This is a genomic window from Rhodococcus sp. EPR-134 (assembly GCF_001647205.1).
In the GTDB taxonomy this organism is placed as follows: domain Bacteria; phylum Actinomycetota; class Actinomycetes; order Mycobacteriales; family Mycobacteriaceae; genus Rhodococcus_F; species Rhodococcus_F qingshengii.
In genome coordinates, this window is the sequence record NZ_LVCT01000423.1 from 1 (window position 1) to 25737 (window position 25737).

General features: G+C 62.3%; 28 protein-coding genes and 1 pseudogene. 10 read left to right on the forward strand and 19 right to left on the reverse strand.

The genetic code is table 11. The features are described 5' to 3' along the window. Positions 1–203, reverse strand: a pseudogene (locus A2J01_RS19440) (DUF952 domain-containing protein); the annotation flags it as partial. Between the two features lie 76 nt (positions 204–279). Here A2J01_RS19440 and A2J01_RS19445 point away from each other — a divergent pair. Both A2J01_RS19445 and A2J01_RS19450 read left to right on the forward strand, forming a co-directional pair. After that, a complete protein-coding gene (locus A2J01_RS19445; protein WP_064113355.1) occupies positions 280–867 on the forward strand; it encodes a TetR/AcrR family transcriptional regulator in 588 nt (195 codons plus the stop codon). Between the two features lie 10 nt (positions 868–877). Beyond that, on the forward strand, positions 878–2224 hold the full coding sequence (locus tag A2J01_RS19450) for a cryptochrome/photolyase family protein (protein WP_064113356.1): 1347 nt from the start codon (positions 878–880) through the stop codon (positions 2222–2224). 4 nt (positions 2225–2228) lie between these two features. Here A2J01_RS19450 and A2J01_RS19455 read toward each other — a convergent pair whose 3' ends face one another. From A2J01_RS19455 to A2J01_RS19465, 3 genes are all read right to left on the reverse strand, one after another. Continuing rightward, complete coding sequence (locus A2J01_RS19455) at positions 2229–2597, reverse strand: VOC family protein (protein WP_003939994.1); 369 nt, start codon at positions 2595–2597, stop codon at positions 2229–2231. Positions 2598–2753: 156 nt separating this feature from the next. Further along, positions 2754–3200: a hypothetical protein gene (locus tag A2J01_RS19460; protein ID WP_003939681.1), complete on the reverse strand. Its 447-nt coding sequence runs from the start codon at positions 3198–3200 to the stop codon at positions 2754–2756. 134 nt (positions 3201–3334) lie between these two features. Then, positions 3335–4573, reverse strand: a complete 1239-nt coding sequence (locus A2J01_RS19465; protein ID WP_003940229.1) for an MFS transporter — start codon at positions 4571–4573, stop codon at positions 3335–3337. A gap of 113 nt (positions 4574–4686) precedes the next feature. Between A2J01_RS19465 and A2J01_RS19470 the strand changes: the two genes are divergently transcribed. Further along, the gene (locus tag A2J01_RS19470; RefSeq protein WP_037128509.1) at positions 4687–5277 is read left to right on the forward strand and encodes a TetR/AcrR family transcriptional regulator; all 591 of its coding nucleotides are present in this window, start codon (positions 4687–4689) and stop codon (positions 5275–5277) included. Here A2J01_RS19470 and A2J01_RS19475 read toward each other — a convergent pair. After that, the gene (locus A2J01_RS19475) at positions 5235–5855 is read right to left on the reverse strand and encodes a GNAT family N-acetyltransferase (protein ID WP_050793951.1); all 621 of its coding nucleotides are present in this window, start codon (positions 5853–5855) and stop codon (positions 5235–5237) included. The two genes, A2J01_RS19470 and A2J01_RS19475, sit on opposite strands and share 43 nt — an antisense overlap. Before the next feature lie 57 nt (positions 5856–5912). After that, positions 5913–6497, reverse strand: a complete 585-nt coding sequence (locus tag A2J01_RS19480) for a TetR/AcrR family transcriptional regulator (RefSeq protein WP_064113357.1) — start codon at positions 6495–6497, stop codon at positions 5913–5915. Between the two features lie 87 nt (positions 6498–6584). On the opposite strand from A2J01_RS19480, the gene A2J01_RS19485 reads away from it, so the two are divergent. Next, positions 6585–6971 carry a DUF1304 domain-containing protein gene (locus A2J01_RS19485; protein WP_007733422.1) on the forward strand — a complete coding sequence of 129 codons (387 nt, stop codon included), beginning with the start codon at positions 6585–6587 and terminating at the stop codon, positions 6969–6971. A gap of 7 nt (positions 6972–6978) precedes the next feature. Here A2J01_RS19485 and A2J01_RS19490 read toward each other — a convergent pair whose 3' ends face one another. The 3 genes from A2J01_RS19490 to A2J01_RS19500 all read right to left on the reverse strand — a co-directional run bounded on the left by A2J01_RS19490 (position 6979) and on the right by A2J01_RS19500 (position 10644). After that, entirely contained in the window at positions 6979–7488 is a 510-nt protein-coding gene (locus A2J01_RS19490; protein WP_223304422.1) for a hypothetical protein, read from the reverse strand. 301 nt (positions 7489–7789) lie between these two features. Beyond that, the gene (locus tag A2J01_RS19495) at positions 7790–8635 is read right to left on the reverse strand and encodes a mycofactocin-coupled SDR family oxidoreductase (protein WP_020970454.1); all 846 of its coding nucleotides are present in this window, start codon (positions 8633–8635) and stop codon (positions 7790–7792) included. A 92-nt stretch (positions 8636–8727) separates the two neighbouring features. Beyond that, on the reverse strand, positions 8728–10644 hold the full coding sequence (locus A2J01_RS19500) for a propionyl-CoA synthetase (RefSeq protein WP_064113358.1): 1917 nt from the start codon (positions 10642–10644) through the stop codon (positions 8728–8730). Between the two features lie 177 nt (positions 10645–10821). Here A2J01_RS19500 and A2J01_RS19505 point away from each other — a divergent pair, with 177 nt between their 5' ends. Continuing rightward, on the forward strand, positions 10822–12093 hold the full coding sequence (locus A2J01_RS19505; protein ID WP_064113359.1) for an MFS transporter: 1272 nt from the start codon (positions 10822–10824) through the stop codon (positions 12091–12093). Between the two features lie 20 nt (positions 12094–12113). On the opposite strand, the gene A2J01_RS19510 is transcribed toward A2J01_RS19505, so the two are convergent. The 6 genes from A2J01_RS19510 to A2J01_RS19535 all read right to left on the reverse strand — a co-directional run bounded on the left by A2J01_RS19510 (position 12114) and on the right by A2J01_RS19535 (position 17723). Then, entirely contained in the window at positions 12114–13154 is a 1041-nt protein-coding gene (locus A2J01_RS19510) for a hypothetical protein (RefSeq protein WP_064113360.1), read from the reverse strand. Next, positions 13151–14638 carry an acetyl-coenzyme A carboxylase carboxyl transferase subunits beta/alpha gene (locus A2J01_RS19515; protein WP_007733418.1) on the reverse strand — a complete coding sequence of 496 codons (1488 nt, stop codon included), beginning with the start codon at positions 14636–14638 and terminating at the stop codon, positions 13151–13153. The genes A2J01_RS19510 and A2J01_RS19515 overlap by 4 nt, the downstream gene beginning before the upstream one ends. 93 nt (positions 14639–14731) lie before the next feature. Then, positions 14732–15925, reverse strand: a complete 1194-nt coding sequence (locus A2J01_RS19520) for an ABC transporter permease (RefSeq protein ID WP_007733417.1) — start codon at positions 15923–15925, stop codon at positions 14732–14734. Then, positions 15922–16818, reverse strand: a complete 897-nt coding sequence (locus tag A2J01_RS19525; protein WP_003939757.1) for an ABC transporter ATP-binding protein — start codon at positions 16816–16818, stop codon at positions 15922–15924. The genes A2J01_RS19520 and A2J01_RS19525 overlap by 4 nt, the downstream gene beginning before the upstream one ends. Before the next feature lie 43 nt (positions 16819–16861). Further along, positions 16862–17407: a hypothetical protein gene (locus A2J01_RS19530; RefSeq protein WP_003939943.1), complete on the reverse strand. Its 546-nt coding sequence runs from the start codon at positions 17405–17407 to the stop codon at positions 16862–16864. After that, positions 17400–17723, reverse strand: coding sequence for a helix-turn-helix transcriptional regulator (locus tag A2J01_RS19535; RefSeq protein WP_003940147.1), 324 nt, complete (start codon positions 17721–17723; stop codon positions 17400–17402). The genes A2J01_RS19530 and A2J01_RS19535 overlap by 8 nt, the downstream gene beginning before the upstream one ends. Positions 17724–17829: 106 nt before the next feature. On the opposite strand from A2J01_RS19535, the gene A2J01_RS19540 reads away from it, so the two are divergent. The 3 genes from A2J01_RS19540 to A2J01_RS19550 all read left to right on the forward strand — a co-directional run bounded on the left by A2J01_RS19540 (position 17830) and on the right by A2J01_RS19550 (position 19313). Then, complete coding sequence (locus A2J01_RS19540; RefSeq protein ID WP_007733415.1) at positions 17830–18249, forward strand: hypothetical protein; 420 nt, start codon at positions 17830–17832, stop codon at positions 18247–18249. 74 nt (positions 18250–18323) lie between these two features. Further along, a complete protein-coding gene (locus tag A2J01_RS19545) occupies positions 18324–18737 on the forward strand; it encodes a VOC family protein (RefSeq protein ID WP_021332241.1) in 414 nt (137 codons plus the stop codon). Continuing rightward, positions 18738–19313: a TetR/AcrR family transcriptional regulator gene (locus A2J01_RS19550; RefSeq protein WP_007733408.1), complete on the forward strand. Its 576-nt coding sequence runs from the start codon at positions 18738–18740 to the stop codon at positions 19311–19313. Between the two features lie 12 nt (positions 19314–19325). Here the strand turns inward: A2J01_RS19550 and A2J01_RS19555 are convergent, their stop codons facing one another. The 3 genes from A2J01_RS19555 to A2J01_RS19565 all read right to left on the reverse strand — a co-directional run bounded on the left by A2J01_RS19555 (position 19326) and on the right by A2J01_RS19565 (position 22605). Then, positions 19326–20165: an aldo/keto reductase gene (locus A2J01_RS19555; protein WP_042451167.1), complete on the reverse strand. Its 840-nt coding sequence runs from the start codon at positions 20163–20165 to the stop codon at positions 19326–19328. Between the two features lie 145 nt (positions 20166–20310). Next, positions 20311–21942 carry an ABC-F family ATP-binding cassette domain-containing protein gene (locus A2J01_RS19560; RefSeq protein ID WP_064113361.1) on the reverse strand — a complete coding sequence of 544 codons (1632 nt, stop codon included), beginning with the start codon at positions 21940–21942 and terminating at the stop codon, positions 20311–20313. A 66-nt stretch (positions 21943–22008) separates the two neighbouring features. Then, on the reverse strand, positions 22009–22605 hold the full coding sequence (locus A2J01_RS19565) for a class I SAM-dependent methyltransferase (protein ID WP_064113362.1): 597 nt from the start codon (positions 22603–22605) through the stop codon (positions 22009–22011). 130 nt (positions 22606–22735) lie between these two features. Between A2J01_RS19565 and A2J01_RS19570 the strand changes: the two genes are divergently transcribed. Continuing rightward, positions 22736–23584 (forward strand): aldo/keto reductase, encoded by an 849-nt coding sequence (locus A2J01_RS19570; protein WP_037128502.1) that lies wholly within the window; start codon positions 22736–22738, stop codon positions 23582–23584. A 64-nt stretch (positions 23585–23648) separates the two neighbouring features. Here A2J01_RS19570 and A2J01_RS19575 read toward each other — a convergent pair whose 3' ends face one another. After that, positions 23649–24800, reverse strand: a complete 1152-nt coding sequence (locus A2J01_RS19575) for an NADH:flavin oxidoreductase (RefSeq protein WP_064113363.1) — start codon at positions 24798–24800, stop codon at positions 23649–23651. A 202-nt stretch (positions 24801–25002) separates the two neighbouring features. On the opposite strand from A2J01_RS19575, the gene A2J01_RS19580 reads away from it, so the two are divergent. Then, on the forward strand, positions 25003–25737 hold a 735-nt coding region (locus A2J01_RS19580), incomplete at its 3' end, for a cbb3-type cytochrome c oxidase subunit I (protein WP_197494254.1).

The window sequence follows — 25737 nt, forward strand, 5'->3', positions numbered from 1 at the left end:
TCGATGACGGCGACGACCAGCGGCAATGTGAGATCGCCGAACACCAGATCGAGCACCGAAGCGAGTGCGTCCGGGGTCGTTGCGCGAATGAATCCTGCGTCGTCGTAACTGATTCCGCGCGTCGAGACCTCGTACTCACCGAAACGCTTGCATGCTTCCCAGTCGTCGGCGATAGCGACGTGGACGAGTCGTTGTCCGGTCATGCAGTGCTCCTGTAGTATTCGAATTAATGAAACGTCAACGTAGCATTAATTTACCGGCACGGTAACAGGGGACTTGATGGAGCAACCGCGCAGACGTGGGAGAACCAGTGACGCCGAGCGCGCCGAACGACGCAACGAGATTCTCGACGTCGCTGTCGACTCGTTTCGAGATGTCGGGTTCGCCCGAACTACCATCGAGGGCATTGCCACGGTGGCCCGCGTCGCCAAGCGGACCGTGTACAGCTACTTCGGCGACAAGTCTGCGGTCTTTGCAGCTGCGGTTGCGCGTCAGCACGCGTACGTCGACGATGCCGGCGAGGGCCAGTCCGACCTGCTCGCCGCTGCAGTGGACATCGTCATCGCCCTGCACAGCGACAACTCGATTGCGCTGCACCGCATGATGATCGGCGAGGCCGTGCAGTTCCCTGAATTGGCCGCAGCGTTCTACGAATCCGGCCCGGCCAAGTCGATTGCCTTTCTGGAGAAGATATTGATCGATCAGCACGGCCAGAAGGCTGCGCTGTGCGCGGATCAGTTGTACACCTTGCTGCTCGGGGAGGAGCACCGGCGGCGACTGCTCGGGCTCACCTCCGAACCGACAGCCGAAAGAGCGGCGCAACTGGCGGCCCGCGCGGTGGGATGCGTTCTGAGATCTGATCGGTAGGCTCGACTGGGTGAGTAACTCTGTGATCTGGTTTCGACGCGATCTGAGGGTCGGTGATCTTCCGACTCTGACTGCAGCGGCGGATGCCGGCGGACAGACGTTGGGTTTGTTCGTCCTCGACGAGAAGTTGCTCGGACCGGCAGGCTCACCCCGCCAGAATCAACTGTTCGCCAACTTGTCGGCACTCGACAACCAGCTCGACGGACGATTGATGGTTGTTCGAGGTGATCCGGCAGACGTGGTGCCCCGCGTGGCGGAATCCGTTGGCGCCGAAGAAGTTCACATCAGTGGCGACTACGGGCCCTACGGCCGACGGCGCGACGCGGCCGTGGCCGAGAAGGTGGAGTTGATCGCCACCGGGTCACCATATGCCGTGGCGCCCGGACGCGTCACCAAGGCGGACGGTGATCCGTACAAGGTGTTCACGCCGTACTTCCGTCAGTGGATGGAACATGGTTGGCGGGGCCCCGCGTCGACCGATGCGGGGACGGTCCGTTGGTTCGATCCGAGCGAGAAGGACGGTGGCCCGCGCCGGGTGAGTATCCCCGCGCCGTCCGGCACCGTCAGCGATGTCGTCGGTGAGGCCGGTGCGCTCGAACAGTGGAAAGAATACTGCGAGAACGATCTTGACCGGTACGACGACGAACGAAATCGACCCGACCTCGACACCACGAGTCGGATGTCGATCCCGCTCAAGTACGGCACGATTCATCCGAGAACCATGTTGGCAGATCTCTCCAAGCGACTCGGAGACGGCGCTCAGGCGTACCGTCGCCAGCTTGCTTGGCGAGACTTCTACGCAGACATCCTGTTTCAGCGCCCCGACAGCGCGCGGAAGAACTACGACGACAAGTTCGACCGTTTACGTCACGACGGGGGAGTCGACGCAGACGCCGCCTTCACGGCCTGGTGTGAAGGCAAGACCGGCTTCCCGATCGTGGATGCCGGCATGCGGCAACTCGCCGCCGAGAACTGGATGCACAATCGGGTCCGAATGATCGTCGCGTCATTCCTGGTGAAGGACCTGCATATTCCGTGGTGGCGCGGCGCACGGTACTTCATGTCGCAACTGGTGGACGGTGACTTGGCCTCCAATCAGCACGGGTGGCAGTGGACTGCCGGGTCGGGTACGGATGCTTCGCCCTTCTTCCGCGTCTTCAACCCGATCACGCAAGGGGAGAAGTTCGATCCCGACGGCACATACGTCCGTCGGTGGGTCCCTGAACTTCGCGATGTTCCCGGGAAGGCCGTCCACTCGTTGAAGGCGATGCGCCCAGTCGACTACCCGGACCCGATCGTCGATCACGCGCACGAGCGTGAGGAAGCCTTGCGCCGGTACGGCGAGATCAAAGGCTGAGTGCTCAGTGATCTGCGGGCGCTACGCGGACGCGGTTTCCGTCCAGATCTGAAATGACGAACGTCAGACCGAAGACATCTTCGTTGGGTTCTTCGACGACCTCGACTCCCTTGGCCACCCACTCGTCGTGGATCGCCCGAATTTCGTTGCTCCCGCCGTCGACCAAGATGCCGACTTCGAAATTGCGCGGTGTCGCGGGATCGAGGTCGCGGGACTTGCCGCTCCACAGTGCAAGGACCACACCGCCGCCGAGGTCGAAGGTCATGTACCGAGGGCTGAGGACCTCAGGCTTCGCGTCGAACAATTCGCCGTAGAACGCTGCTGCGGAGGCGGCATCGCTGACGTAGATCAGAAACTGGTTGGGTAGTCGCACTGTGGTTTTCCCTCTCCCGTTGATTTTCGGGCCACCGGCAACGGGGCGTGTGCCTGGTCGTGCGGGGCTGCGTTCAACAATCCCCGCGCGCCGGACGAATGTCCAAGAACAAGTGCGTCTGAGAGGCAGATGGATTACTTATGACGACTGCTGCAGTCACACCGCACTGAGGTGGTACCCGACGCTCAGGTTCGGGTAGTAGCCGTCGATGTAGCTCGAGATGAAGTAGTGATCAGGGTCGGTGGTGCGAGTTCCGTCGGTGTCGAACTGCGGATAGTCGTTGGCCATGAAGACGGCTTGTCCGCCGTCGGGAGTGGAATAGACGACGTCGACCGTCAGGCCGCGCGGGTCCTGGTTGTATGCCGTGACGATCTCGGTCTCGTGAGGCGCGAGCGACTGGCGTGGGCTCTGCATCCACTGTCCGTAGGGGTTGTCGGCGCCTTCGAGATGAATTGTCTGTTCGGTGTCGTTGCTGATCGTCATCGTGATGCTGTTGCCGGTTGTGGGAAGGGTTCCGGCACTGGCGATTCCGCTCAATCCCAAAGTGAGGGCGCCGGCGGCCAGAGCTGTGATTGCGGCAACTACGTAGCGTGGGTTCGTCATCGTCGGTGTCCTTTGTCCGGGTGAGCGTTCGGTTGGCTCTCTCGAAGACAACTATGTCGGAGCAGATCGATGTCGTATGTCCACTCCCCGGACCCTGTGCAGGCGGAACGGTGTGTCCACCGATCGGGGGACACCTACTCCGACACCGAGACGGCTTCGACCTTTCGCTCGCCGGTGACCAGCAGTCCGATCAGTGCGGCCGCCGCGAGCACCATGACGAGTGCTCCGTAGCCACGCGTCGTATCCACCAATCCGACCTTGCCGACCAGGTAGCCGGCCAGCAAGGCGGGAAGACTGTTGGCCAGATATGCGATGACGTAGACGGTGGACAACAAACCCGCGCGTTCGTGGTTCTCGGCCAGCGGCATGACGGTGAGGATAGTTCCTTGGAATCCTGCTCCGAAGCCGATACCTGCAACAGCCGTACCGACCAGAATCAATACGGCAGAGGATGTTTCAGCACCGATGAGTGTGACGGCCACCCCGAGCACCAAGGCGGTGGTTCCGATCAGCATCACGGTCCGGCCGCCGAGTTTGCGGAAGGTGAGTACTGCTGCCGCTCCGAATCCTGTCAGTGTTGCGACCATGATGGCACCGATGAGGGAGCTGTGAACGTCAAGTGCGTTGCGCGCCAATGCAGGTCCGAGTGAGAGGTAGAAACCTCCCAGCGCCCAGACCGCGATCAGGCACGGTGCGGTCAGGGCAATCATCGTGCGCGCCTGACGAGGAACGGCCAGTGTGGGGCGCAGGGACTGCCAGGCTCCGGGGCGTCCGCCCGAAGTCTCGGGAGCGGCCCATACTCCGAAGATCTCGAGAATGACAAGCACGAGAAGGACCAGGTAGACAGTGCTGGTGGGCCGGGGCAGGTGCTCGCTGATGAGGCTCGAACCCACTGCTCCGACTGCAAGCCCCATCGTCGGAGCGACGCTGTTGATGATCGATCCTCGGCCCGGAGTGCGTTCGAGGTCAATCAATGCCGAACCCAGAGCACTGATTGCAGCGCCGGTGGCAACACCCTGTACGACCCGGGCGATGAGCAGGATGGTCAAACCGTCGGCCGAGGCGAACAGCGCGAGCGAGACTGCCTCGAGCGCGAGTGCTCCGAGCAGGACCGGGCGCCTGCCGATGTGATCGGACAGGGATCCGGCGGTCAGGAGCGTGGCGAGCAATGCGAGAGCGTAGATGCCGAACACGAGCGTCGACGCCAGCGAGGAGAATCCCCACAACTGTTGATAGTGCTCGTACAACGGTGTCGGGGTCGCGGATGCGCCCAGGAACGTGGCGATGATGACGGCGATGAGTGTGAAAGCGACGCCTCGCCCAAGGCGTGGGCGTGAAGTGCTCTCGGTCTGAGGTGAAACGGTCGTTGTCATTGTCGTAGCGCTTCCCGTGCGGGTGGTGAAGACTTCAAACGCAAATACTTTGCGTTTGGGACGCTACGCCTGGCCGTAGCCTAATGCAACATCTTTGCGTTAGTGTTGGATTTATGAGTCCGTCCGCAGGTCCGCGCCCCGGTGGCCGTAGTGCGCGCATCCAACAGGCCGTGCATGCGTCGGCGCGCAAGTTGTTGGAACAGCGTGATCGAGCCGAGATCACGGTGCCGATGATCGCGACCGATGCGGGAGTGACCCCGTCGACCATCTATCGGCGGTGGGGTGACATCAACGAAGTCTTTGCCGACGTCTCGATCGAGAGATTGCGCCCGGACGCCGACCCGCGTGAAACGGGCTCGCTCCGAGGGGATCTGACGGTTTGGGCGCAGGAGTACCTCGAGGAGATGTCTGCACCTGTCGGTCGTGCTTCGTTGCGTGACGTGTTGATGAGCGACGATCAGACGCATGCACCGGATGGTACGAAGAAGTTCAAGTGTGCCTTCTTCTGTCGGACGCAGATCGACGTGATCCTCGCGCGTTGGCCGGAAGCTGCCGGCGTGGATGGTGATTCGGTCGTCGACCATGTGGTGGCGCCGATCATCTACCGAATTCTGTTCGACCTCGAACCGGTCGCGCCGCAGCGAGTTGCGGAATTGGTGGATCAGACACTTGCGCTCGCGGCGCGGGTCGGTGCCGAAGGCTGATCGCTACGTAGTCGGGCGTGGACATGCATGTCGTGCCAGCCGTCGGCGTGCCTGGCGGAGCCTCGTCGAACACCTTCTTCGCTGAACCCTGCTTTGGTGGCGACTCGGCACGATCGTGGGTTGTGGATCGAGTGTGCGAGTTCCAATCGATGAAACCCTACTTCGCGGAATGCCCACTCGGACAGTGCGGTTACAGCCTGGGTGCACAGTCCGCGGCCGCGCGCCGCTGGGGTCACCCAATACGCGAGCTCGGCAGTGCCGTCCCACAAATTCACCCCCTTTGCTGCGATTCGGCCGAGGAGTTCATTTGTCTCGGGAGCGGCGATCGCCCAATGGCATTCGGATTCGCTTGCCCACCCGTCTCTCCACTGGGTGAGCCAACCCCGTGCTTCGTCGATCGAGTCGGCGCGGCGGATGTGCCAACGCTGAATCGACGGATCGCGAAAGGCTTCCATGACGGCCGGTGCGTCGTCGCGGGTCCAGGGTCGGAGAATCGCGGAAGTCCCGACGTGGATCGAGGGTTGGTCCATTCCCCGGAGATATCCAGCGGCGATAGCGGGCGTGGTCAACTTGGGCACGTGAAGCATCATCGCCTACCCGCCTGATGGCGGGCAATGGCGTGAGCTTTCCGGTCATTATCCCTGCCACTCTGCGTTCAGTCGGCGCGCAGATTCCAGAGTTGCGATGGCCTCTTCGGTGTCAACTCGTGCGAGTACCAATGCACTTACCGTGCAGGAGAGAAGGATTCGAGTGCGATCTGAGAGCGTGGCGTCTGTCTCGGTTGGAAACGCGGCGTGTAATCCACTGTTGATCGCGTCGGCGAGCTCTCGGCGGTAAGCGCGGATCACTGCGGCCACCGCATCGTCGTGCGCGCCGAGTCCGGCAGCCGTATTGAGAAGTAGGCAACCGCGCCGAGGTGAGTCGCCGGTCATGGTGCCGATCGCGTGCGCAAGCGAGGAAAGGTAGTCGTCGACGGCGTCTGCCCCGGGATTTGTCGTGAGGCTGCGCAGACGTGGCCGGATGACATGTTCGAGGTACAGCTGCACGGCGGCGTCGAACAATCCGCGCTTGTTGGTGAACGAGTTGTAGAGACTTGACCGACTCAGCCCCGTCGCGGATTCGAGGTCGCCGAGTGAGGCGCCTTCGAATCCGCGTGCCCAGAAAACGTCCAAAGCGGCAGCGACCACGGCTGTTGTGTCGAATTCTTGTGATCTGCCCATCAAAGCCTCGCTCTTTCTGTATCGTTCGGTCCAGTATATATTGGACCGAACGATACAGAATTCACTCGAAGCAACAGGAGCTCAACGATGAACGTCGCCGGCTACATCTTCGCGGGACTGGCCGCAGCAGTGCACGTATACATTTTTGTCCTCGAATCGATTCTCTGGACGGCCCCGAAGACCCGCGCCACGTTCGGCGTGAAGTCCGAGGAAGAGGCGATCACCACGCAGCCGCTCGCCTTCAACCAGGGCTTTTACAACCTTTTCCTGGCGATCGTGTCGGCGGTCGGCATCGTGATTGCGGCGACCGGCTCCGCGTCGGTCGGAATTGCCCTCGTCCTGGCAGGCGCAGGATCGATGGTTGCCGCGGGATTGGTGCTGATTCTCTCGTCTCCCGACAAAGCCCGCGCAGCCGTCGTGCAGATGCTTTTCCCAGCTATTGCCGTTGTTCTGCTCGTAATCCACCTGCTTTGAGTGGTCTCTATCCGCCGCCGAGCACCAGTGATTCGATCAACGCAAAAGCACCGTTGAGTGCTCCGCAATCGAAGGCTTCGGCCAGGGCGTAACCGATGACAAGTTCGTCGGTGCTCGGCGTGCTCGACCAGACTGCGTCGGTCTGTCTGGGATCGGATTCCTCGTTCTTGGAGAAGTGCCCGATCCGCAATCCGTCGCGGGTGAATGCACTGTTCGCGTCGTCGACTGGGGCGAAGTTCAAACTCACGCCGTCGACGAGTGCCGAGACAGAGTACGAGCGACGGGACAGAAACCCTTTGCCGACAGTGAGTTCGACTTCGTCGCCACCGACAGTGAAGAACAAGTCTGCGGCGGCGCGCGTTCCGATGGGTGTGCCTTCACGGCGCGGGGCATCGACTCGACGCGTCAACAGAGCGTGTGAGTTGCCGTTTCGGACGTCGACGACCCCCGTGTCGACATCGAACGAGATCTCGACTTTTCCGTGAATCGGGTCCATTACGGCGTATTTGACCGTCACTGTGCCTGCCCCCTGTAAGTGTGAACTCGGGTCCATAATACGTGGTGGGAGCGTTGTCCAGTATGCCCGAATCCAAAAAAATAGTGCCGAATGACGCGCGTTTGCGGCCAAATGCTTCTACGCTGGGTCTTGGGTTTGTTGCGCATCCCACAACGGTTTTTCCCACGCCAGACGAGGAGCGCCTATGAGGTTGTCGACTACTTGTTCTGTTGCTACGAAGGCTTGATCAAGCCGGAATTGCCTCTGCCGGATGGTGCTCGAGACCCATCCGGCAGAGGCAATTCTGCATCAGTTCGGGCCTTCAGCCGCCGGCGAATTTTTCCGAGGTGCCGAGATCGATCGGCAACGCGATGCCGGTGATCCCGCGCCCGGCCGGCCCCACCAGATAGAACACCGCATCCGCAATCACTTCGGGGTCGACCCACGGGTGGGGCAGCAGATTCAGCTTCGACATGATCGGAGCGGTATCGGCGAGGACAGGATTCTCCAAGTCTGGACGGAACGCACGAACCATCGGTTCGTTGTCGATCATCGTCGTACGCACATTGCCCGGGTGTACGGAGTTGACTCGGATGTCTGCCCAGCCGAGTTCGTTGGCCAGAGACTTCGCCAACCCCCGAACGGCGTGTTTGGACGCGGAGTAATGGGCAATCCCCGGCACGCCTCGAAGCCCGGCCATCGAGCTGATCAACACAATGGATCCACCTCGATTGCCGTTCATGATGTGCGGAATCGACACCTTGGTCGTCAACCAGACGCCGGTGACGTTGATGTCCATCAGCTCGCGGAACTCTTCGGCGCTCAGGTCCCAGGACAATTTCGCCGACGCCGCGATTCCCGCGTTGGCGATCACGATGTCCAGTCGGCCGAGTTTCTCGACTCCGGCGTCGACCGCTGATTTCAGGGCATCAAGGTCGCGAGTGTCCGCGACGGACGCGACGATACGCCGGCCCTGAGCTTCGACCAGGGCGACGGTCTGGGCGAGGTCGGCTTCGGTGGCCATGTCGTACCCCGCCGTTGCGACCGGCGCGCAGAGATCCACCGCGATGATGTCCGCGCCCTCGGACGCGAGCTTGACGGCATGCGCGCGCCCTTGACCACGCGCCGCTCCGGTGATGAATGCGACCTGACCGTCCAAATTGCCCATCGAACTTCCCCTGCCCGTGTGAATCGCCGAAACTGGAACGTGTTCATACTGCTACGTCCGGAGGCAGACAGACAGGGGAATTCGCTGAATCCTTATCCGCGAAGGAGTTTGGACAACTCGTCCAATACGCTCGCGTCCTCGATGGTCGACGGGACCGTGTACTCCTCGTTGTCGGCGATCTGCCGCATGGTCTTGCGGAGGATCTTGCCGGAACGAGTCTTCGGTAGTGCGGCGACGACGGTGACGTCCCGGAACGTGGCGACGGCACCGATCTGGTCTCGCACCCGCGCGACCAGTTCTTGTCGGAGTGTTTCGGGATCGATGTCGACGCCGGACTTGAGCACGACATAACCGCTCGGCCGTTGCCCCTTGAGTTCGTCGTGAATGCCGATGACCGCGCATTCGGCGACAGCCGGGTGGCCGGCGACGACGGCCTCCATGCTTCCGGTTGAAAGGCGATGTCCGGCAACGTTGATCACGTCGTCACTTCGTCCGAGCACGAAGACGTAATTGTCCTCGTCGATGTACCCGGAGTCGCCGGTGAGGTAATAGCCTTCGAAAGTCGACAGGTAGGACTTCACGTACCGGTCCTCGTCACGCCACAGCCCGGCGAGTGTTCCGGGAGGAAGCGGCAGGCCGATCACGATGTTGCCCTCGGTGCCCGGACCCACGAGTTCGCCCTTGCCGTCGACGATTTCGACGCGGTATCCGGGGCAGGCGACGGTGGGTGAGCCTGCTTTGATCTCCATCGGTTCGAGGCCGCGCAGGTTCGCGCAGATGGCCCAACCGGTTTCGGTCTGCCACCAGTGATCGACCACCGGGCGATCGAGAATCCGAGTAGCCCACTCGTAGGTGTCGGGATCCAAGCGCTCGCCAGCCGCGAACAGTGTGTCGAGCGACGAGATGTCGTACTTGGCAAGCTCTTTTGCGTCCGGGTCGGCCTTGCGGACCGCGCGGATCGCTGTCGGAGCGGTGAAGAGTGCCGACACGTTGTATTCGGAAATGATGCGCCAGAACGCACCGGCGTCGGGGGTGCCGACGGGCTTGCCTTCGTACATGACCGTCGTGGCTCCGGCGAGCAACGGTCCGTAGACGATGTACGAGTGGCCGACCACCCAGCCGACGTCGGAGGCGGTCCACCACACCTGTCCTGGGCTGATGTCGTACAAATTCTTCATGGTCCACGTCAGCGCAACGGCATGGCCACCGTTGTCCCGGACGACGCCCTTGGGCTTACCGGTCGTTCCCGAGGTGTAGAGGATGTAGAGCGGATCCGTCGCGGCGACCGACACCGGGTCGGCCGGGGTGGCGTCGGCGATCAGCTCGTCCCAGTCGAACCAGGCTGCGGCACTTGACTTGTAGTCGGAAGCTGCACCGGGAATCTGCTCGCGATTCTTCACGATCACGGTGTGCGCGGGAGTGGCGGACAGTTGCAGAGCCTTCTCGACCATCGGCAGGTACTCGATTGTTCGTCCGGGTTCGAGGCCGCCGGACGCCGTCACGAGCACCACTGGACCGGCGTCGTCGATTCGCGTTGCGAGCTCCTTGGCCGCAAAGCCGCCGAACACCACCGAATGCACCGCGCCGATTCGCGCACACGCGAGCATCGCGATCGCAGCTTCGGGGATCATCGGCATGTAGATGATCACGCGGTCGCCCGCCACCACACCCTGATCTTTCAAGACGCCGGCGAAGAGTGAGACCTGCTCGAGCAATTCGGCGTAGGTGTACGTGGCCTTGGTGGGGACCATCGCGGAGTCGAAGATCAACGCGGTCTGATCGCCGCGGCCGTCGCGGACGTGCCGATCGAGGGCATTGAAACTGGTGTTGAGCGAAGCATCCGGGAACCAGCGATAGATCGGCGCGGCAGAATCGTCGAGAGCCTTCGTGGGGGCGACATCCCAGTCGACGGCCCGCGCAGCGTCGAGCCAGAACTTCTCCGGCTGATCCATGCTCTCGCGATATGCGTCGGCATACGTGGTGTGGGACGCCTGCTCGGAAGTGCTCATCGACGTGTGTCCTCTCGTGAACTTCGCTTACCGGTGACCTGAAACACCTTAGGTCACCGTCAGTGCGGTGCGCCTCAGTAGCGGTGCGGGTACCGTCCCTTTGCGCCGGGCGGGCCTGTCCCGTCGGCCAGTGGCGCGCAGGGGTGGGATAGGCCAGGGACTGAAAGGGGGATCGATGTGACAGGTGCAGCGCAACGCACAGGCTTCTGGGGAGTCCTCGCTCTGCGTGACTTCCGACTTCTGTGGACCGGCGACGCAGTCAGCGGTATCGGAAACGGTGTCACGACCGTCGTACTGCCGCTGATCGCGCTTCGCGAACTGGACGCGAGTAGCTTCCAGATCGGTGTGCTGGCATCAGCAGTGTGGTTGCCGTGGTTGGTCGTCGGACTACCAGCCGGTGCCTGGATCGACCGGCTGCCTCGGCGCCCGATCATGATGATCGCGAACGCTGCGTGCGCGCTGTTCTTCGCGAGCCTCGCGATCGCCGGCTTCCTGGAGGCGATGACATACGGCCACCTGCTCCTGGTCGCGCTGCTCACCGGTACAGCCACCGTCTTCTTCCAGGCGGCCTATCACTCGTATCTCCCCACGGTGCTCGCCGAAGCGGATCTTGTCGAAGGGAACTCGAAGATTCAGGGCGCCGAGGCCGCAACTCGGGTGATCGGCCCAAGCGTCGGTGGGCTGGTGGTTGCAACTGTCGGGCTCGCGGCCGGTCTGGTTGTCGACGCGTTCACGTTCGCCTTCTGCTTCGTATGCATCTGGCTGATTCGTGTGCAGGAGACCGTCCATCGCGGACAGAATCAGCGAGAACCGTTGCGACGGCAGATTGCGCTCGGACTGCGATTCGTCGCCGGTGATCCGTATCTGCGGTCGATCGTCGTCTACGGCACTCTGCTCAATTTCGGTCTCACCGGGTACTCCACGATCCAGATCGTGTTCCTGGAAAAGACGGTTGGCGTGGGGGAGTTCGGACTCGGGCTTCTCCTGGCGATTGCCGGGGTGGGCGGAATTGTCGGATCGATGATCGCGCGCCCGCTCGGCCGCAGATTCGGCACTGCCCGAAGCGTTCTCACCTGTCAGTTGGTGACGGGACCGTTCATCCTGTTAGCACCTCTGACGACGTACGGTGCCGGCCTGTTCTGGTTCTGCATCGGCGGCATGGTGATGGTTGCGGGTGTCGTGTCGTGCAACGTGGTGCTCGGCAGTTTCCGTCAAAGTTACTGTCCGCCGGACCGCCTCGGACGAGTGGTGGCAACGAGTATGTTCCTGCTGCACAGCAGCATTCCGCTCGGTGCTCTGACGGCAGGCTACCTCGGCGACGCAGTGGGACCGCGCGGGACGATGTGGATCATGGCCTGCCTGATCGCGCCGTGCGGATTGGTCTTGCTCTTCAGCCCCCTCCGCGGAATCCGCGATCTACCGAGTCGGCCGGCGATCTCAGTGCGGTAGAGAATCGCTGCGGTAGGGGATTACTGCGGTAGAGCCGCGGCGGCCTCTTCGCTTCGAATCGCGATGCGGAGAGTCGCGAGCATGAACAGTGACACCGCGAATCCGAAAAGCGCGCCGAACTGGTCCTGTGTGAACAGATAAACCTGCGTCACCAGAAGGCTCACGATGAGGGATGCACGCAGGAGTCTCAGGGCTCGCAGGTACGGACCGCGGAAGAGGAACCACACTCCCAGAACCACAAGAACTCCGGTTGTGACGGTGGAGATCTGGACCACCAGGTCGGAGACGTCGTCGGCTTCGACGACGTTCTCGGAAACCAACGCGTAGATCACCTGGACAATCGCCAGAAGAGCCTGCAGTACGAACAGGGTCAGTACCAGTCGGCGGACGACCCGGTGCCGGAGCAGTTCCTCGGCACGGTGGAAGAACGCGTTGCGGCCACGAGTGATCTTCGATTCGATACCGCCGGTCGGCGGAGTCTGTGAATGCAGGCCGGCTTTGATCGAATCGACGAGGTCGGTGAGGCTGCGGTCTTCGACGCCGTCGAGTACGCGGAGGGCGTGGTTGTACTGGATCTCGTCGAGCTGACCGAGAGCGAGGTCCGAGAGCGCTCGCGCCCCGATGGCGAGCCGATGACGATCATTCATTCCGCGCCGAATCACCACCTCGCGCGCGGCAAGATAGAAGAGAACGAAGACGACGTACATGATCGCGATGGCAGGCTGGTAGAAGTAATCGACGTCGGCGGTGACGAATTTTCCGACCTCGTCGATAAAGAGACCGAATCCGATTCCGCCGACGAGCGTGGCCAGGTCACGCGTGCGAGAGCCTTCGGTGATGGCGGTCGCCACGATGGCGACGGCCATCAGCAACCCGCCCCAGAGAACGTGTGCGACGTGGAGGGCGCCGCCCCCGATCTGGGGATAGCCCGTTGCCGCCAGATAAGCGCGGGTGATCAGCACGGTGGCGATGCCCGCGAACAGGAACAATTCGAAACGAGCGAGTGCCGCGCGGTCGTAACTGTGCGGCAGCGTCAGCGCATTCCGGTCCTTCGTCGTCATTGCGGAACTCCCAGGTTTCGATAGCGCGCGATACGGGAGGCCTGGCGATCGGTGTCCGACTCTTCGGCAAGCACGAAGAGTTCGTGCGCTATCGCAGCCCCTACCCTCTTGGAGAATTCCACGGGTTCATCGGCCGCGTCAGGCGTTTCGGGAATGATCGCGTCGACCACGCCGTCTCGAAGCAGATCCAACGAACGAATGCCCTGCGCTGCCGCCATCTCCGGTGCGTGACTGATGTCGCGATGGACGATCGCGCTTGCGCCTTCCGGTGGCAGGGGAGCGAGCCACCCGTTCTGTGCCGCGAGTACCCGATCGGCGGGCAGCAGCGCGAGAGCCCCACCGCCTGTTCCCTGGCCGAGCAACACCGACACTGTCGGGGTCTTCAGCGTCACGAGGTCGGCGATGCAACGGGCGATCTCAGGGGCCAGTCCACGTTCTTCAGCTTCTTTGGACAGCGACGCGCCCAATGTGTCGATCACTAGGACAAGCGGGAGTTGTAGTTCTTCGGCAAGTTTCATGCCCCGTCGCGCTTCCCTGAGCGCGGCCGGTCCCATCGTGGTGAGCGCGGATTGGCCACTGCGGTCCTGGCCGAGCAGGATGCACGGAAAGCCCCGGAAGCGGGCGAGCGAGAGCAAGATCGTCTTGTCGGTTTCACCCTGCCCGGTGCCGCTGAGCGGTACCTGTTCAGTTGCGGCATGGCGGAGCAACTGCCGGATGCCGGGTCGATCGGCCCGGCGCGAGAGCATCACCGACTGCCAGGCGGGAACATCGGGAATCTCGGGTGAGGGAATCGGGTCCGTGGCCGCCGGGGCCGGGGGATCGGTGAGCACGCACAACGCTCGGTTGACCAGCAGACGGAGGCGGTCGACGGGTACGACGCCGTCGATAACGCCGTTGCGATACAAGTTTTCGGACGTCTGGATACCGTCGGGAAACTTTTCGCCGTACAGGGATTCGTAGACACGGGGTCCGAGGAATCCCACCAGAGCACCGGGTTCCGCGACGGTGATGTGGCCGAGGGATCCCCACGAGGCAAAGACCCCGCCGGTGGTGGGATTGCGCAGGTAAACCAGGTAGGGCAGGTGTGCCGCTTTGTGAACAGCCACTGCCGCAGCGATCTTCACCATCTGAACGAACGCCACGGTGCCCTCCTGCATCCGCGTTCCGCCGGAGGTTGGCGAGGCCAGCAGCGGGAGTTGTTCTGCCGTAGCACGTTCGACGGCGGTCACGATCCGCTCGGCCGCAGCGACTCCGATGGAACCGGCGAGAAAGCTGAATTCACAGGCAATTACCGCGACCCGACGTCCCCGAACGGTACCGACACCGGTGACGACGGACTCGTCAACTCCGCTCTTCTCGCGGGCCTTCGCCAGGTCTTCCGCGTATTTCGCGCCAGGTCCGACGTCGACGGGCGGGGAGTCCCAGGAGACGAAGCTCTCGGGATCGAGTACCGCAGTGAGTAGTTCTTCGGCCGAGATTCGCACAACGTCCTCCAAGTAAGCAGCACCCCGTCCAGGATGAACCTACCTGGACGGGGTGCCGCCGGGATCGCGTGGCGCCAGTTGTGCGCTGGAGAATCAGCGTCCGAACGCCTCTTTCCATGACACGACCTTGCCGATACGAAGGATGGAGCGCTGGTAGATCTTTGCCGCGATCATCGACAACGCAGCGGTCACCACCAGCATCAGCAGAATCGTTCCCACGATCTGGAACGGAGAAGCAACACCGGCGGAAATACGCAGGGGCATGAGGATTGCCGAGAACGGCGGAATCCAACTCAACACGTTGCTCAGGGTTCCTTCTGGATTGCTCACCGAAACGAAAGCCACGCTGACCATCGCCATGACGAGCAGCGCGAGAGGCATCGCGGTGGCGTTGACGTCCTCCTGCCGCGAGACCATGGACCCGGCCGCGGCGTACAGCACGGCGAAGAAGAGGAAGCCGAGAATGAACCACCCGAGAGTGCCGAACAGAACGCCGATTGCGGTGCCCGTCACGGTCAGGACGCCCGTCGCCAGTCCGGTGGCGACGCCCGCGACGGCATAGGCAGCCATCTGCATCAGGCCGACAGCACCGATTCCGAGAACCTTGCCCCACAACAACTGCAGTGGACGGAGAGTGGAGAGCAGCAACTCGACGACACGGCTGGACTTCTCCTCGACGACGCCCATCGCCACGTACGTTCCGAACAACAGGATCTGCATGTACAGGAGCACCACAGCAGCGATCGACATCGCTATACGTTGGCCCTGTTCGGGATCCGGGGGATCGATGGCATCGATGGTGACCACTGCGGTGGACGTGGCTTCGGCGAGCTGAGCCGGGTCGATCCCCGCAGCGGAAAGCGCATTCGATTGTGCCTGCTGTGCAACGGAACTCTCGATGACGGCCCGCAGATTCGTGGCTACTTCCTTCTTGGTCACGACAGTGACGCCGCCGCCCGATCCAGCGATCACGGCCACGTCGAGGTCGCCGTCCTTGACTTGATCACGCGCGGTGCCGTCGTCGGAAACCTCCGTTACCGTCACCGGATTTCCGAGGGTGTCGCCGATGGACACCATCGTGGCACTGAGTGATTGGTTGCCGACCAAGCCGATCTTCGACTTGTCCTCGTCGCCGCCGGAGAAGAGCGAGAAGGCGATGATGCCGCCGATGATCGCGACCAGAATGATGACGTTGCTGATCACAAAACTCTTCTTCGAGATCTGCGTCATGAATTCGCGTCGGGCGACCAACCCGATGGCTCGACCTCCGCTCAACTGGTTGCTCATGCGGCTACTACCTCTCGGAACAGATCGGTCAGTGACGGACGTCGTAGCGTGAACTCGTGCACCGGTCCGGTTTTCAATGCTGCGTGCAGGATCTGCTGATCGTCGGCCGTGCCGTCGACGCTCAGGAGCGTTCGGCCGTCGAGGTGGCTCAGTGTGGTGACACCGATCAGATGGTGTGCCCAACCGACCGGCGCGTCAGGGGCGAAGACTTCGATTCGGCCGTCGCCCTTGCCTCGTAGCTCGTCGACGGTTCCGATCTCTCGCATGCTGCCGCGGCTGATGATGCCCACGCGATCGCACAGGCGCTCCACCAGATCCAGCTGATGGCTGGAGAAGATTACGGGAACGCCGGTGCGAGCCTTCTCGACCAGCACGTCACTCATGACATCGACTGCTACGGGGTCGAGGCCCGAAAACGGTTCGTCCAGAACGAGTACCGATGGGTCGTGAACCAGCGCCGCCGCGAGCTGCACACGTTGCTGATTACCGAGGGACAGGGAATCGACGGTGTCCTTGACGCGTTCGGCGATGCCCAGACGTTCGGTCCACCGCTCAGTGGCCGCGTGCGCGTCGGCCTTCGACAGTCCGTGTAGCTCGGCCAGATAGGAAAGTTGCGCTCCCACCTTCATCTTGGGGTAGAGGCCGCGTTCCTCCGGCATGTATCCGATAGTGCGACGCACGTCGAGGTCGACGGGTTTGCCGCCGAGGCGAACTTCTCCCGAATCTGCTCCGAGCACACCCAGCGCAATGCGCATCGTGGTCGTCTTGCCGGCGCCGTTGCTGCCGACGAATCCGAAGATCTCGCCTGGGCGCACTTCGAAACTCAGGTTGTCGAGTGCGACGACGTCGCCGTAGCGTTTCGAGATGCCGTCGATCGTGAGGGTGGCTGACATGGGTCCTTCCCATCGGTCGAGTGGTGCGCTTCGGTAATACGGGTCAGAGATCGAACTCTTCCGAATCAATCGGATCCGGGTCTGGATTGGTCCACGAGAGAATCATCGCGGGCGTGCACGCGCCGATCAGCATTGCAGTCAGTGCCAATAAACCTCCCGTGTAAGGCAGCCTCTCTACATTCCACTGCACCGACGAGGTGAAAATGAGGAAAATGGCGACAATGAAGACCAACGTTTGGGTCACGCTGAGCCCGACGGAGCGAGCGTCGTTGCGTTGCTGGATCTCCCATTCGTCCAACGCCTGCCGCGGAGCATCCCCTTGCCGGCCCGACACGATTTGAAGTGAGGACCACGTCGGCAGGAACAGCAGGGTGAGGACCGGCCATGCCACGGCGAAGAGCGGATTGAACAGGCATGCTGTGCTGACGGCAACCATCGTGGTGAACAGGACCGCCAGGGCGACGACGAGTACGCGCCGACGTCGACGGGTTCGCCAATTCGGGAGCCAATGTCGGAACGTCTCCTCGTTCTGCAGGAACCGCCGAGTGCGGTGGGCCTGGTAGCGGTCGATCAGATTTGATTCAGGCACTTGGCTTTTCACTCCCCTCGGTAGTGCGGTCAGATCGGTAGACCTCCGTCGACGGTGCATTCCGGTAGACCTCCGTCGACAGCGGCCCGAACTCTGTCCGGGAGAACACCGCCTCCACCGGGAGGTCGAACACCCAGCAGATTCGGAATGCAAGATCCAGGCTGGGGTAGTGGTCACCGCGTTCGAGTGCCCCCACCGTCTGCGGATTCACGTCGACGAGTTGCGCAAGCTGTGCCCGGCTCATCTTCCGCTCGGCGCGAAGCACTCCGATGCGATTGAAGATGGGGAGCGCGTCTCCCCGCCGGACTGGGCTCATGCATCAAAGTGTTGTAAAAACCCAACAATTTGTCAACACGAACCGCGATTGTTCCGCTTCTGGGGCGTGCCGGCGGATAAGGTTCGGGCAACGGAAGGGGCTTGGCATGGTGGTCGAACAGTTGGTGCTCGAAGAGTCCGGCCTGGTCGTGCAGGTGCGCGAGGATGGTAGCTACTGCGTGGGACCGCAAGGGCGCGAAGCGGTCTGGCGCGATCCGATGGAGAAGGGTGCAGTCATCGGTATCGGGCAGCACACTCCGGGGGATGTGGAAGGCGAATCGTGGTGGGTCGTGTACGGCCAGTCGGACATCGGGGCGGACGTCACCGTTCGACTCGAGGACGGGTCGCACGTGCCGGTTTCGCGCCTCGGTGAGATCTTCGCCAGTGAATGGGTGAGTACCCCGCAGCAGGCGTTGCTGTACCGGTCCGATCGCCCGGTGGAGTCGCAGCCCACCAAACTGTCTGTGCTGTTCGCCAGGCCGAAATTCATGCCCAAGGCGGCGTTTCCGGAGAATGATCGCTTGTAGTTGCAGCGAGCTGCCGTCGGGAGGCTGGCAGCCATCTTCTCGAAACATTACGGTACGTACTGTACTGTTGTGGAATGACAACTTGGCCGAACGACCTCGCAGTAGTGCAAGTGCGCGTAGCGCGACCCACCGACAGGCTCGACGACGTGATTGCGTTCTATCGCGACTGTCTGGGATTGCCAGAGCTCTACCGGTTCTCCGGTCATGCCGGGTACGACGGAATCATGCTGGGTCTGCCGGATTCGAACTATCACCTCGAATTCACGACCCACGAAGACGGAAGCCCATGCCCGGCGCCGACGCAGGACAACCTGTTGGTGCTCTACTTCGCCGGCGAGTCGGCGATGTACGAGGTAGTTCAGAGGTTGGGGGAAGCAGGGCACGAACCCGTTGGCGCCGAGAATCCGTACTGGGAGGAGAATGCGGGGATGACTTTCGAAGATCCCGACGGCTGGCGTCTGGTGCTCATGCCGCGGCCGGTGCTGTAGATGGTGCGCGCCCGCGACGAGCGGATCGACGACGCCGTTCTGGCGGCAACCCTGGAGTTGTTGGGGGAGAACGGATATGCGGAGCTGTCGATCGGTTCGGTGGCGACGAGAGCGGGCGTGCATCGACCCGCCATCTACCGGAGATGGCCGTCGAAGCGGCATCTGGTGGTCGACGTTGTCGTGGCGCACATCGGTACTGATCCAACGCCGGACACCGGCGATCTCAGGGCAGACCTGGTCGCCGGCATCACGACATTGGTTGTGGGACTGAGTGAAACGGTAGTCGGTCGGATCCTGCCCGCGTTGGTCGCGGATCTGGCGGCGGACCCGGAATTGGCGCGGGATTTCCAGTCGGCATTCTTTCAGCCTCGACGCGATTCCACTGCGGCAGTGCTGGAATCGGCGCGGCTACGCGGCGACATACGGAGCGACTTCGACCTGGACTTCGTCCTGGACGCGCTGGCGTCGCCGATCTATTACCGAGCGTTGTTCCGTCACTTACCGCTGGACGCGCTCCTGGCCGAGCAGTCCGTCGATTCTGTGCTGCTGACGTTGACTCCCCACGAAAATTCTTGAAGCCGTTTCGATTCAGTTCAATTCGACTGGATCAGGCCCGACACGGCTGTCGGTGTTCAGCGCTGCGATGGTCGCTGACTCGTCGGCATCGAGTGCGAAGTCGAAGATTGCGGCGTTGTCGCGCATGCGTGCAGGCGTGACCGACTTCGACAGAACGGTGTGACCCTGTTCGAGATGCCAGCGCAGAATTATCTGTGCCGGGCTCTTGCCGTGTGCTGCAGCAATTTTCCCGATGGCCGGGTCGTCGAGGATGGTTCCCTGTCCCAATGGGCTCCAAGCCTCGATTTCGATGCCGCGACTTCGCGCGTACTCCCGTGACGCGTGCTGTTGCAGTCTGGGGTGCAATTCGATCTGGTTGACGGCCGGGGTGATCGAGCTGTGCTCGGCCAGCAGTTCGAGGTGCTCGGGCAGGAAGTTGGACACACCGATCGCCCGGGTGCGGCCGGAGGCGAGAATTTGCTCGAATGCCGCCCAGGTCTCGACGAACAGGCCCTTTGCCGGCGCGGGCCAGTGAATCAGATAGAGGTCGACGTAGTCGAGTCCGAGCTTGTCGAGGCTGGTGTCGAAAGCGGCGAGTGTTCGGTCGTGGCCCTGATCGTCATTCCACAGCTTGGTGGTGACAAAAAGCTCTGACCTAGGGATATCCGAACCTGCGATGGCGCGGCCGACCCCGGCTTCATTTCCGTAGATCGCGGCCGTGTCGATGTGGCGGTAGCCGATCTCGAGAGCTGCGGCAGTGACCTCTTCGGTCTGTGCGTCCGGTACCTGGAAAACGCCGTACCCGAGTTGCGGGATGGTGATCGGCTCGCCGGTGGTTCCGTGAGTCAGTGTGCGGTCGGGGATCGACAACATTGAAGAGTGCCTTTCGGGACTGGGATGTGGCAGCTCGACGGGGGATCATGTCATCCGCGGGCCACCTGTGCCGCGCATGCAACTATTGCGTGCGCCTGATAAATAGTTGCACACGCGGGTTGTCTGCGCAAGCAGAGTCGATCGGCTACTCCTCGAAGAGCTGTCCGTTCTCCATTCGCCACCGGCGCGTGCTTCGGGTGGACTGCAGCATGCGTCGATCGTGAGTGACCAGAAGGAGGGTTCCCTCGAACGACTCCATTGCCTGCTCGAGCTGTTCGATCGCCGGAAGGTCGAGATGGTTCGTCGGCTCGTCCAGTACCAGTAGGTTCACGCCGCGAGCCTGGAGCAAAGCAAGCGCAGCCCTTGTTCTTTCGCCGGGGGACAGGGAAGCGGCAGATCTGAGTACGTGGTGTCCGCGCAGGCCGAACTTGGCGAGGAGAGTGCGGACATCGGCATCGGGCCAGTCCGGAACCTGTGCCCCGAAGGCCTCCACGACTGGTTGATCACCTTCGAACAATCCACGCGCCTGATCGATCTCACCGATCGCGACACCGGAACCCAGCGACGCGATGCCCTCGTCCGGGACGAGTTTGCCGAGCAGGACGTTGAGGAGGGTGGTCTTGCCTGCCCCGTTCGCGCCCGTGACGAGAATTCGATCGCCCCAGTCGATCTGCGTCGTGACCGGACCGAACGTGAACTGACCGCGAGTTACCTTGGCGCCGTTCGTGGTTGCGACAACGGAACCGGACCGCGGCGCCGCCGCGATCTCCATGCGAAGTTCCCACTCCTTGCGCGGTTCCTCGACGACTTCGAGTCGCTCGATGCGGCGTTGAGTCTGGCGGGCTTTCGCGGCTTGCTTCTCCGTCGACTCGGTCCGCAATCCGCGTCCGAACTTGTCGTTGTCCTTGGCTTTACGACGCGCGTTGCGGACGCCGTGTTCCATCCAGTTGCGCTGCATCTGTGCGCGATCTTCGAGATCGGAGCGGGTGCCTGCGTATTCCTCGAACGCCTCGCGTGCGTGCTGGCGGGCGATCTCGCGTTCGGCGAGGTACGACTCGTAGCCGCCGTCGTACACGGCGATGTCCTGTTGTGCCAGATCGAGTTCCACGATTCCGGTGACGGTGCGCGAGAGGAACTCGCGATCATGGCTCACGACAACCAGTGCTGCGCGCGTCTCGGCGACAAATCGCTCCAACTGCTCGAGACCGCGTAGGTCGAGATCGTTGGTGGGCTCGTCCAACAAGAGAATGTCGTAGCGCGAAAGCAACAGTGACGCGAGGCCGGCGCGCGCGGCCTGACCGCCGGACAATGCCGTCATGTGAGCATCGAGTGGAACTCCGAGACCGAGTTCTTCGACCACCTTCTCGGCGCGCTCGAGCAGGTCGGCGCCGCCGAGAGCGAGCCAGCGTTCGAGAGCCGGGGAGTACAGATCCTCTTCGGCTTCGGCCAGGGTTTCGGCTGCGGCGTTCATGACTTCCTCGGCGTGGGCGACGCCGGTGCGGCGGCCGAGGAACTCGAGGACGGTCTCACCCTCGATGCGATCGGGTTCCTGCGCGAGGTAACCGACCGCAGCATCCGGCGGGCTGAGGATGATCGAACCTTCGACGTCGGCAGTTCCGATTCCGGCCAGTGCGGTGAGAAGCGTCGACTTGCCGGCGCCGTTCGCGCCGACGAGGCCGATGACGTCGCCGGGGGCAACGGTGAGGTCGAGGTCGGAGAACAGGGTGCGTTCTCCCCGGGAAGCAGAGAGGCCGCTGATGCGCAGTGTTGCAGTCACCTGAGAAGTATCCCCGGTGCTGTGCGCCTTTATTAACCGCGGGCGGTTAATAAAGGCGCACAGCAGTCAGCCACGGACCAGGTGATACCAGCACGGATGTGCCGCACGGACCGGAAGTGGCGATTCACTCACGTCCGCGGCCATGCTCGAGGCCATCGACCAACCGTCGAATGCTCGCATGACGTCCTCCTCCGAGACGCCGTGTGGCATCGGCCAACGGTGCCCCGGTCCGAATGCGAACATCACCATGGACGCCCTGGGTGCGGTGATCGCGTTGACCGACCTCCCGTAGTCCCGTCGTTGATGATCGGTGAGCCCGTGAAAACAGCCGATGTCGAGCACCAGCATGTGCCCGCCGTCGACAGCAATGTGCAGGTCTGCCGCGTCCTCGTGGAGGAACCGGACGTCGACGTGTCCTTCACGCGCGTGTATGCGCGCTTTGTCCAGCGGTTCCTGTTCGGCGTCGACGCCGGTGACGTGCCAACCGCGTTGCGCCAGCTCGATGGAATGGCGTCCGGTGCCGCAACCGATATCGAGTGCACGGCCACCTTCCGGGACGGGAATCGCATCCAGAAGGCCGGACAGTTGAGCGTCGAACCCGTGCCCGGTGTGCTCCCACGGAGTGACACCGACCTTGTAGGCGAGACGATATGAAAGATTCATCGCTCTCTCTTTTCTCGAGGCGATTCCAATACTTGTCTTCCAAGGTAGACCGGCATTTCGGGCGGTACAAGGGCACTGCCCGGAGGTTCGGCGGGGAATGCCTCCCGGCCCTCGCGCGTTGGATCCATATATGACCGAGACCAACGATGTGACCTCTGTACCGACCATTGTTCTGAACGACGGTAAGACGATCCCCGCACTCGGATTCGGTGTGTTCCAGGTTCCGGACGACGAGACGCAGGAGGCCGTCTCCACAGCCCTGAAGACCGGCTACCGCAGTATCGACACCGCCAAGATCTACGGCAACGAGGTGGGCGTCGGCCGCGCGATCGCCGAATCCGGCATCGCCCGCGAAGACCTCTACATCACGACAAAACTGTGGAACGACGACCAAGGCTACGACTCGACGCTTGCGGCATTCGACGCCAGCCTCGACAAGTTGGGTCTCGAGTACCTCGACCTGTACCTGATCCACTGGCCGGTTCCGTCCAAGGACCTGTACGTCGAGACGTTCAAGGCATTCCAGAAGCTCAAGGCCGACGGACGGGTTCGATCCATCGGCGTCTCCAACTTCACCATCGAGAACCTCGAGCGCGTCATCGGCGAAACCGGTGAGGTGCCGGTCCTCAATCAGATCGAGCTTCACCCCAAGTTCAACCAAGCCGAACTGCGCGCCTTCCACACCGGCAAGGGAATCGCGACGGAAGCGTGGAGCCCGCTCGGACAGGGAACCGTTCTCGGCGACCCCGTGATCACCGCTATCGCCGACGCTCATGGCGTCACCGCGGCTCAGGTGATCATTCGCTGGCACCTGCAGATCGGAAACGTGGTGATTCCGAAGTCGGTGACCCCCGAACGTATCGCCGCCAACTTCGATGTCTTCGGATTCGAACTGACACCGGAACAGATCAACGCGATCGGTGCTCTCGACGACCCGGCCGGCCGCATCGGCCCCGACCCGGTCACGCTCGGCAGCTAGTACTTCCGGCAGACCCACAAACGGCACTCCCACAATTGCGGGAGTGCCGTTTTGTCGTGCGAGGTCAGTTCAGGTGTGTGCGATGTTCTGCGGTGAATGCGATGTGCTCGTCCGCGCGTCCGGTGCGGAGCTTCTCGACCCACTCGGGATCGGCGAGCAGCGCGCGCCCGATGGCAACCATGTCGAATTCACCCCTCTCGTACTGAGCTTCGAGACGCTCCAGTCCGGTGACAGCAGATGCAGCTTCGCCGGTGAATGCCGTCGTGAACACGGAATCGAGTCCGACCGAACCGACGGTGATGGTCGGCAACCCGGTCAGCTTCTTCGTCCAACCGGCGAGGCCAAGTGTGCCGTCTTGACCGACGAGTTCAGCGAATGCCGGTTCCCAATGACGCCTCGTGGACGGATGCAGAACGTCGACGCCGGCGTCGACCAGGGGAGTGAGGATGCGGCCGAGTTCTGCCGGGCTCTGGGCGATACGAGCGTCGTAATGGCCGGACTTCCACTGCGAGAATCGGTAGACGATCGCGAACTCGGCCCCGACGGCCTCTCGGATTGCGGCGACGACCTCGGCCGGGAAACGGGTGCGGGCCTCGAGTGATCCGCCGTATCCGTCGGTTCGGACATTGGTTCCCGCCCAGAGAAATTCGTCGAGCAGGTAGCCATGTGCTCCGTGCAACTCGAGACCGTCGAAGCCGGTGTTCTTCGCGTTGAGTGCGGCGTCGACCCACGACTGCTTCAAGTCGTCGAGGTCAGAGGTGGTGAATTCTCGTCCCAGGCGGGTGCCGTCCAGTGCCAGGCCGGAGGGGCTGACGGTTTCGACCTCGGGGTTCAGGCGCGAGTTCTCGCCGCGTTCGACTCCGAGGTGCCACAGCTGAGGAATGATCGATCCGCCTTCGGCGTGGACGGCGTCGACAACCGACTTCCAGCCACCCAGGCTCGAATCGCCGTAGATGCGCGGTACGCGGGTGTGCGGGCCGGCTGCCGGGTCCGGGATGTACGTGCCTTCGGTGATGATCAAGCCGACACCACCTGCTGCGCGACGACGGTAGTACTCGGCTACGTCGGCGCCGGGGATTCCGTCCGGCGAGAAGGCGCGCGTCATCGGGGCCATGGCGAAACGGTTACGCAACGAGAGTGATTTGACCTCGAAAGGCTCGAAGAGGCCGCGCAACGCGGAGGCCTCGGGTGCTGTCGATGTGTCGGGAAGAGTCACGGGTTTGTTCAACGCGGCGGACCCTCGACCTATTCCGCCGCCTGACTTTATCTCACCGAAATCTGCAAAAGGTTGCGTACGTTCGGTTTTCGATAGATGCTCACGTCGGCCACACTTAGTTTGTGCATTAACTATTAACATGCGATATGGTCGTGCGGAAAGTTCTTGAGGCGGTATCGAGCACGAAAGAGGACGCGCGAGCATGACGACAACGGTGCCGGACGAGCGGACCGGAGAGTTGGAGCCGATTCCGGAGCGGCCGTACCCGAAGCGCCGTGATCCCAAGGGGTCGTGGATGTTCGACATGATCAAGACCACCGATCACAAGAAGATCGGGATCATGTACATGATCACGGCTTTCGTGTTCTTCCTGATCGGCGGCCTGATGGCCCTGTTCATGCGTGCGGAACTGGCTGTCCCCGGGATGCAGTTCCTCTCGAACGAGCAGTTCAACCAGTTGTTCACCATGCACGGCACGATCATGTTGCTGCTGTATGCGACGCCCGTCGTTTTCGGCTTCGCGAACTACATACTTCCGCTGCAGATCGGTGCCCCGGACGTGGCGTTCCCGCGTCTGAACGCATTCGGGTTCTGGCTCTTCACTTTTGGTGGTCTCATCGTTCTCGGCGGATTCCTCACGCCGGGCGGCGCTGCCGACTTCGGTTGGACCGCGTACACCCCGTTGTCGGGTGCGGTGCACAGTCCCGGCGTCGGCGCCGACCTGTGGGTCTTCGGTCTGACGGTCGGTGGCCTCGGCACCATTCTCGGTGCGGTCAACATGATCACCACCGTGATCTGCCTGCGCGCACCAGGTATGACGATGTTTCGGATGTCCATCTTCACGTGGAACATCTTCATCACCAGCATTCTGATCTTGATGGCGTTCCCGCTCTTGACCGCTGCGTTCATGGGTCTGTTCGTCGACCGTCATCTCGGT

Bases quoted from the DNA above. Each gene is read 5' to 3' on its own strand.
- A2J01_RS19555 (WP_042451167.1), bottom strand. From the start codon at position 20,165: ATGTTGTCGATCCCCGACCGCACACTGACTCACGGAACCACCGGCGAG.
- A2J01_RS19510 (WP_064113360.1), bottom strand. From the start codon at position 13,154: ATGACGACGAAGGACCGGAATGCGCTGACGCTGCCGCACAGTTACGAC.
- A2J01_RS19460 (WP_003939681.1), bottom strand. From the start codon at position 3,200: ATGACGAACCCACGCTACGTAGTTGCCGCAATCACAGCTCTGGCCGCC.
- A2J01_RS19495 (WP_020970454.1), bottom strand. From the start codon at position 8,635: ATGGGCAATTTGGACGGTCAGGTCGCATTCATCACCGGAGCGGCGCGT.
- A2J01_RS19485 (WP_007733422.1), top strand. From the start codon at position 6,585: ATGAACGTCGCCGGCTACATCTTCGCGGGACTGGCCGCAGCAGTGCAC.
- A2J01_RS19465 (WP_003940229.1), bottom strand. From the start codon at position 4,573: ATGACAACGACCGTTTCACCTCAGACCGAGAGCACTTCACGCCCACGC.
- A2J01_RS19535 (WP_003940147.1), bottom strand. From the start codon at position 17,723: ATGAGCCCAGTCCGGCGGGGAGACGCGCTCCCCATCTTCAATCGCATC.
- A2J01_RS19525 (WP_003939757.1), bottom strand. From the start codon at position 16,818: ATGTCAGCCACCCTCACGATCGACGGCATCTCGAAACGCTACGGCGAC.
- A2J01_RS19570 (WP_037128502.1), top strand. From the start codon at position 22,736: ATGACCGAGACCAACGATGTGACCTCTGTACCGACCATTGTTCTGAAC.
- A2J01_RS19520 (WP_007733417.1), bottom strand. From the start codon at position 15,925: ATGAGCAACCAGTTGAGCGGAGGTCGAGCCATCGGGTTGGTCGCCCGA.
- A2J01_RS19500 (WP_064113358.1), bottom strand. From the start codon at position 10,644: ATGAGCACTTCCGAGCAGGCGTCCCACACCACGTATGCCGACGCATAT.
- A2J01_RS19545 (WP_021332241.1), top strand. From the start codon at position 18,324: ATGACAACTTGGCCGAACGACCTCGCAGTAGTGCAAGTGCGCGTAGCG.
- A2J01_RS19445 (WP_064113355.1), top strand. From the start codon at position 280: ATGGAGCAACCGCGCAGACGTGGGAGAACCAGTGACGCCGAGCGCGCC.
- A2J01_RS19480 (WP_064113357.1), bottom strand. From the start codon at position 6,497: ATGGGCAGATCACAAGAATTCGACACAACAGCCGTGGTCGCTGCCGCT.
- A2J01_RS19565 (WP_064113362.1), bottom strand. From the start codon at position 22,605: ATGAATCTTTCATATCGTCTCGCCTACAAGGTCGGTGTCACTCCGTGG.
- A2J01_RS19550 (WP_007733408.1), top strand. From the start codon at position 18,738: ATGGTGCGCGCCCGCGACGAGCGGATCGACGACGCCGTTCTGGCGGCA.
- A2J01_RS19470 (WP_037128509.1), top strand. From the start codon at position 4,687: ATGAGTCCGTCCGCAGGTCCGCGCCCCGGTGGCCGTAGTGCGCGCATC.
- A2J01_RS19540 (WP_007733415.1), top strand. From the start codon at position 17,830: ATGGTGGTCGAACAGTTGGTGCTCGAAGAGTCCGGCCTGGTCGTGCAG.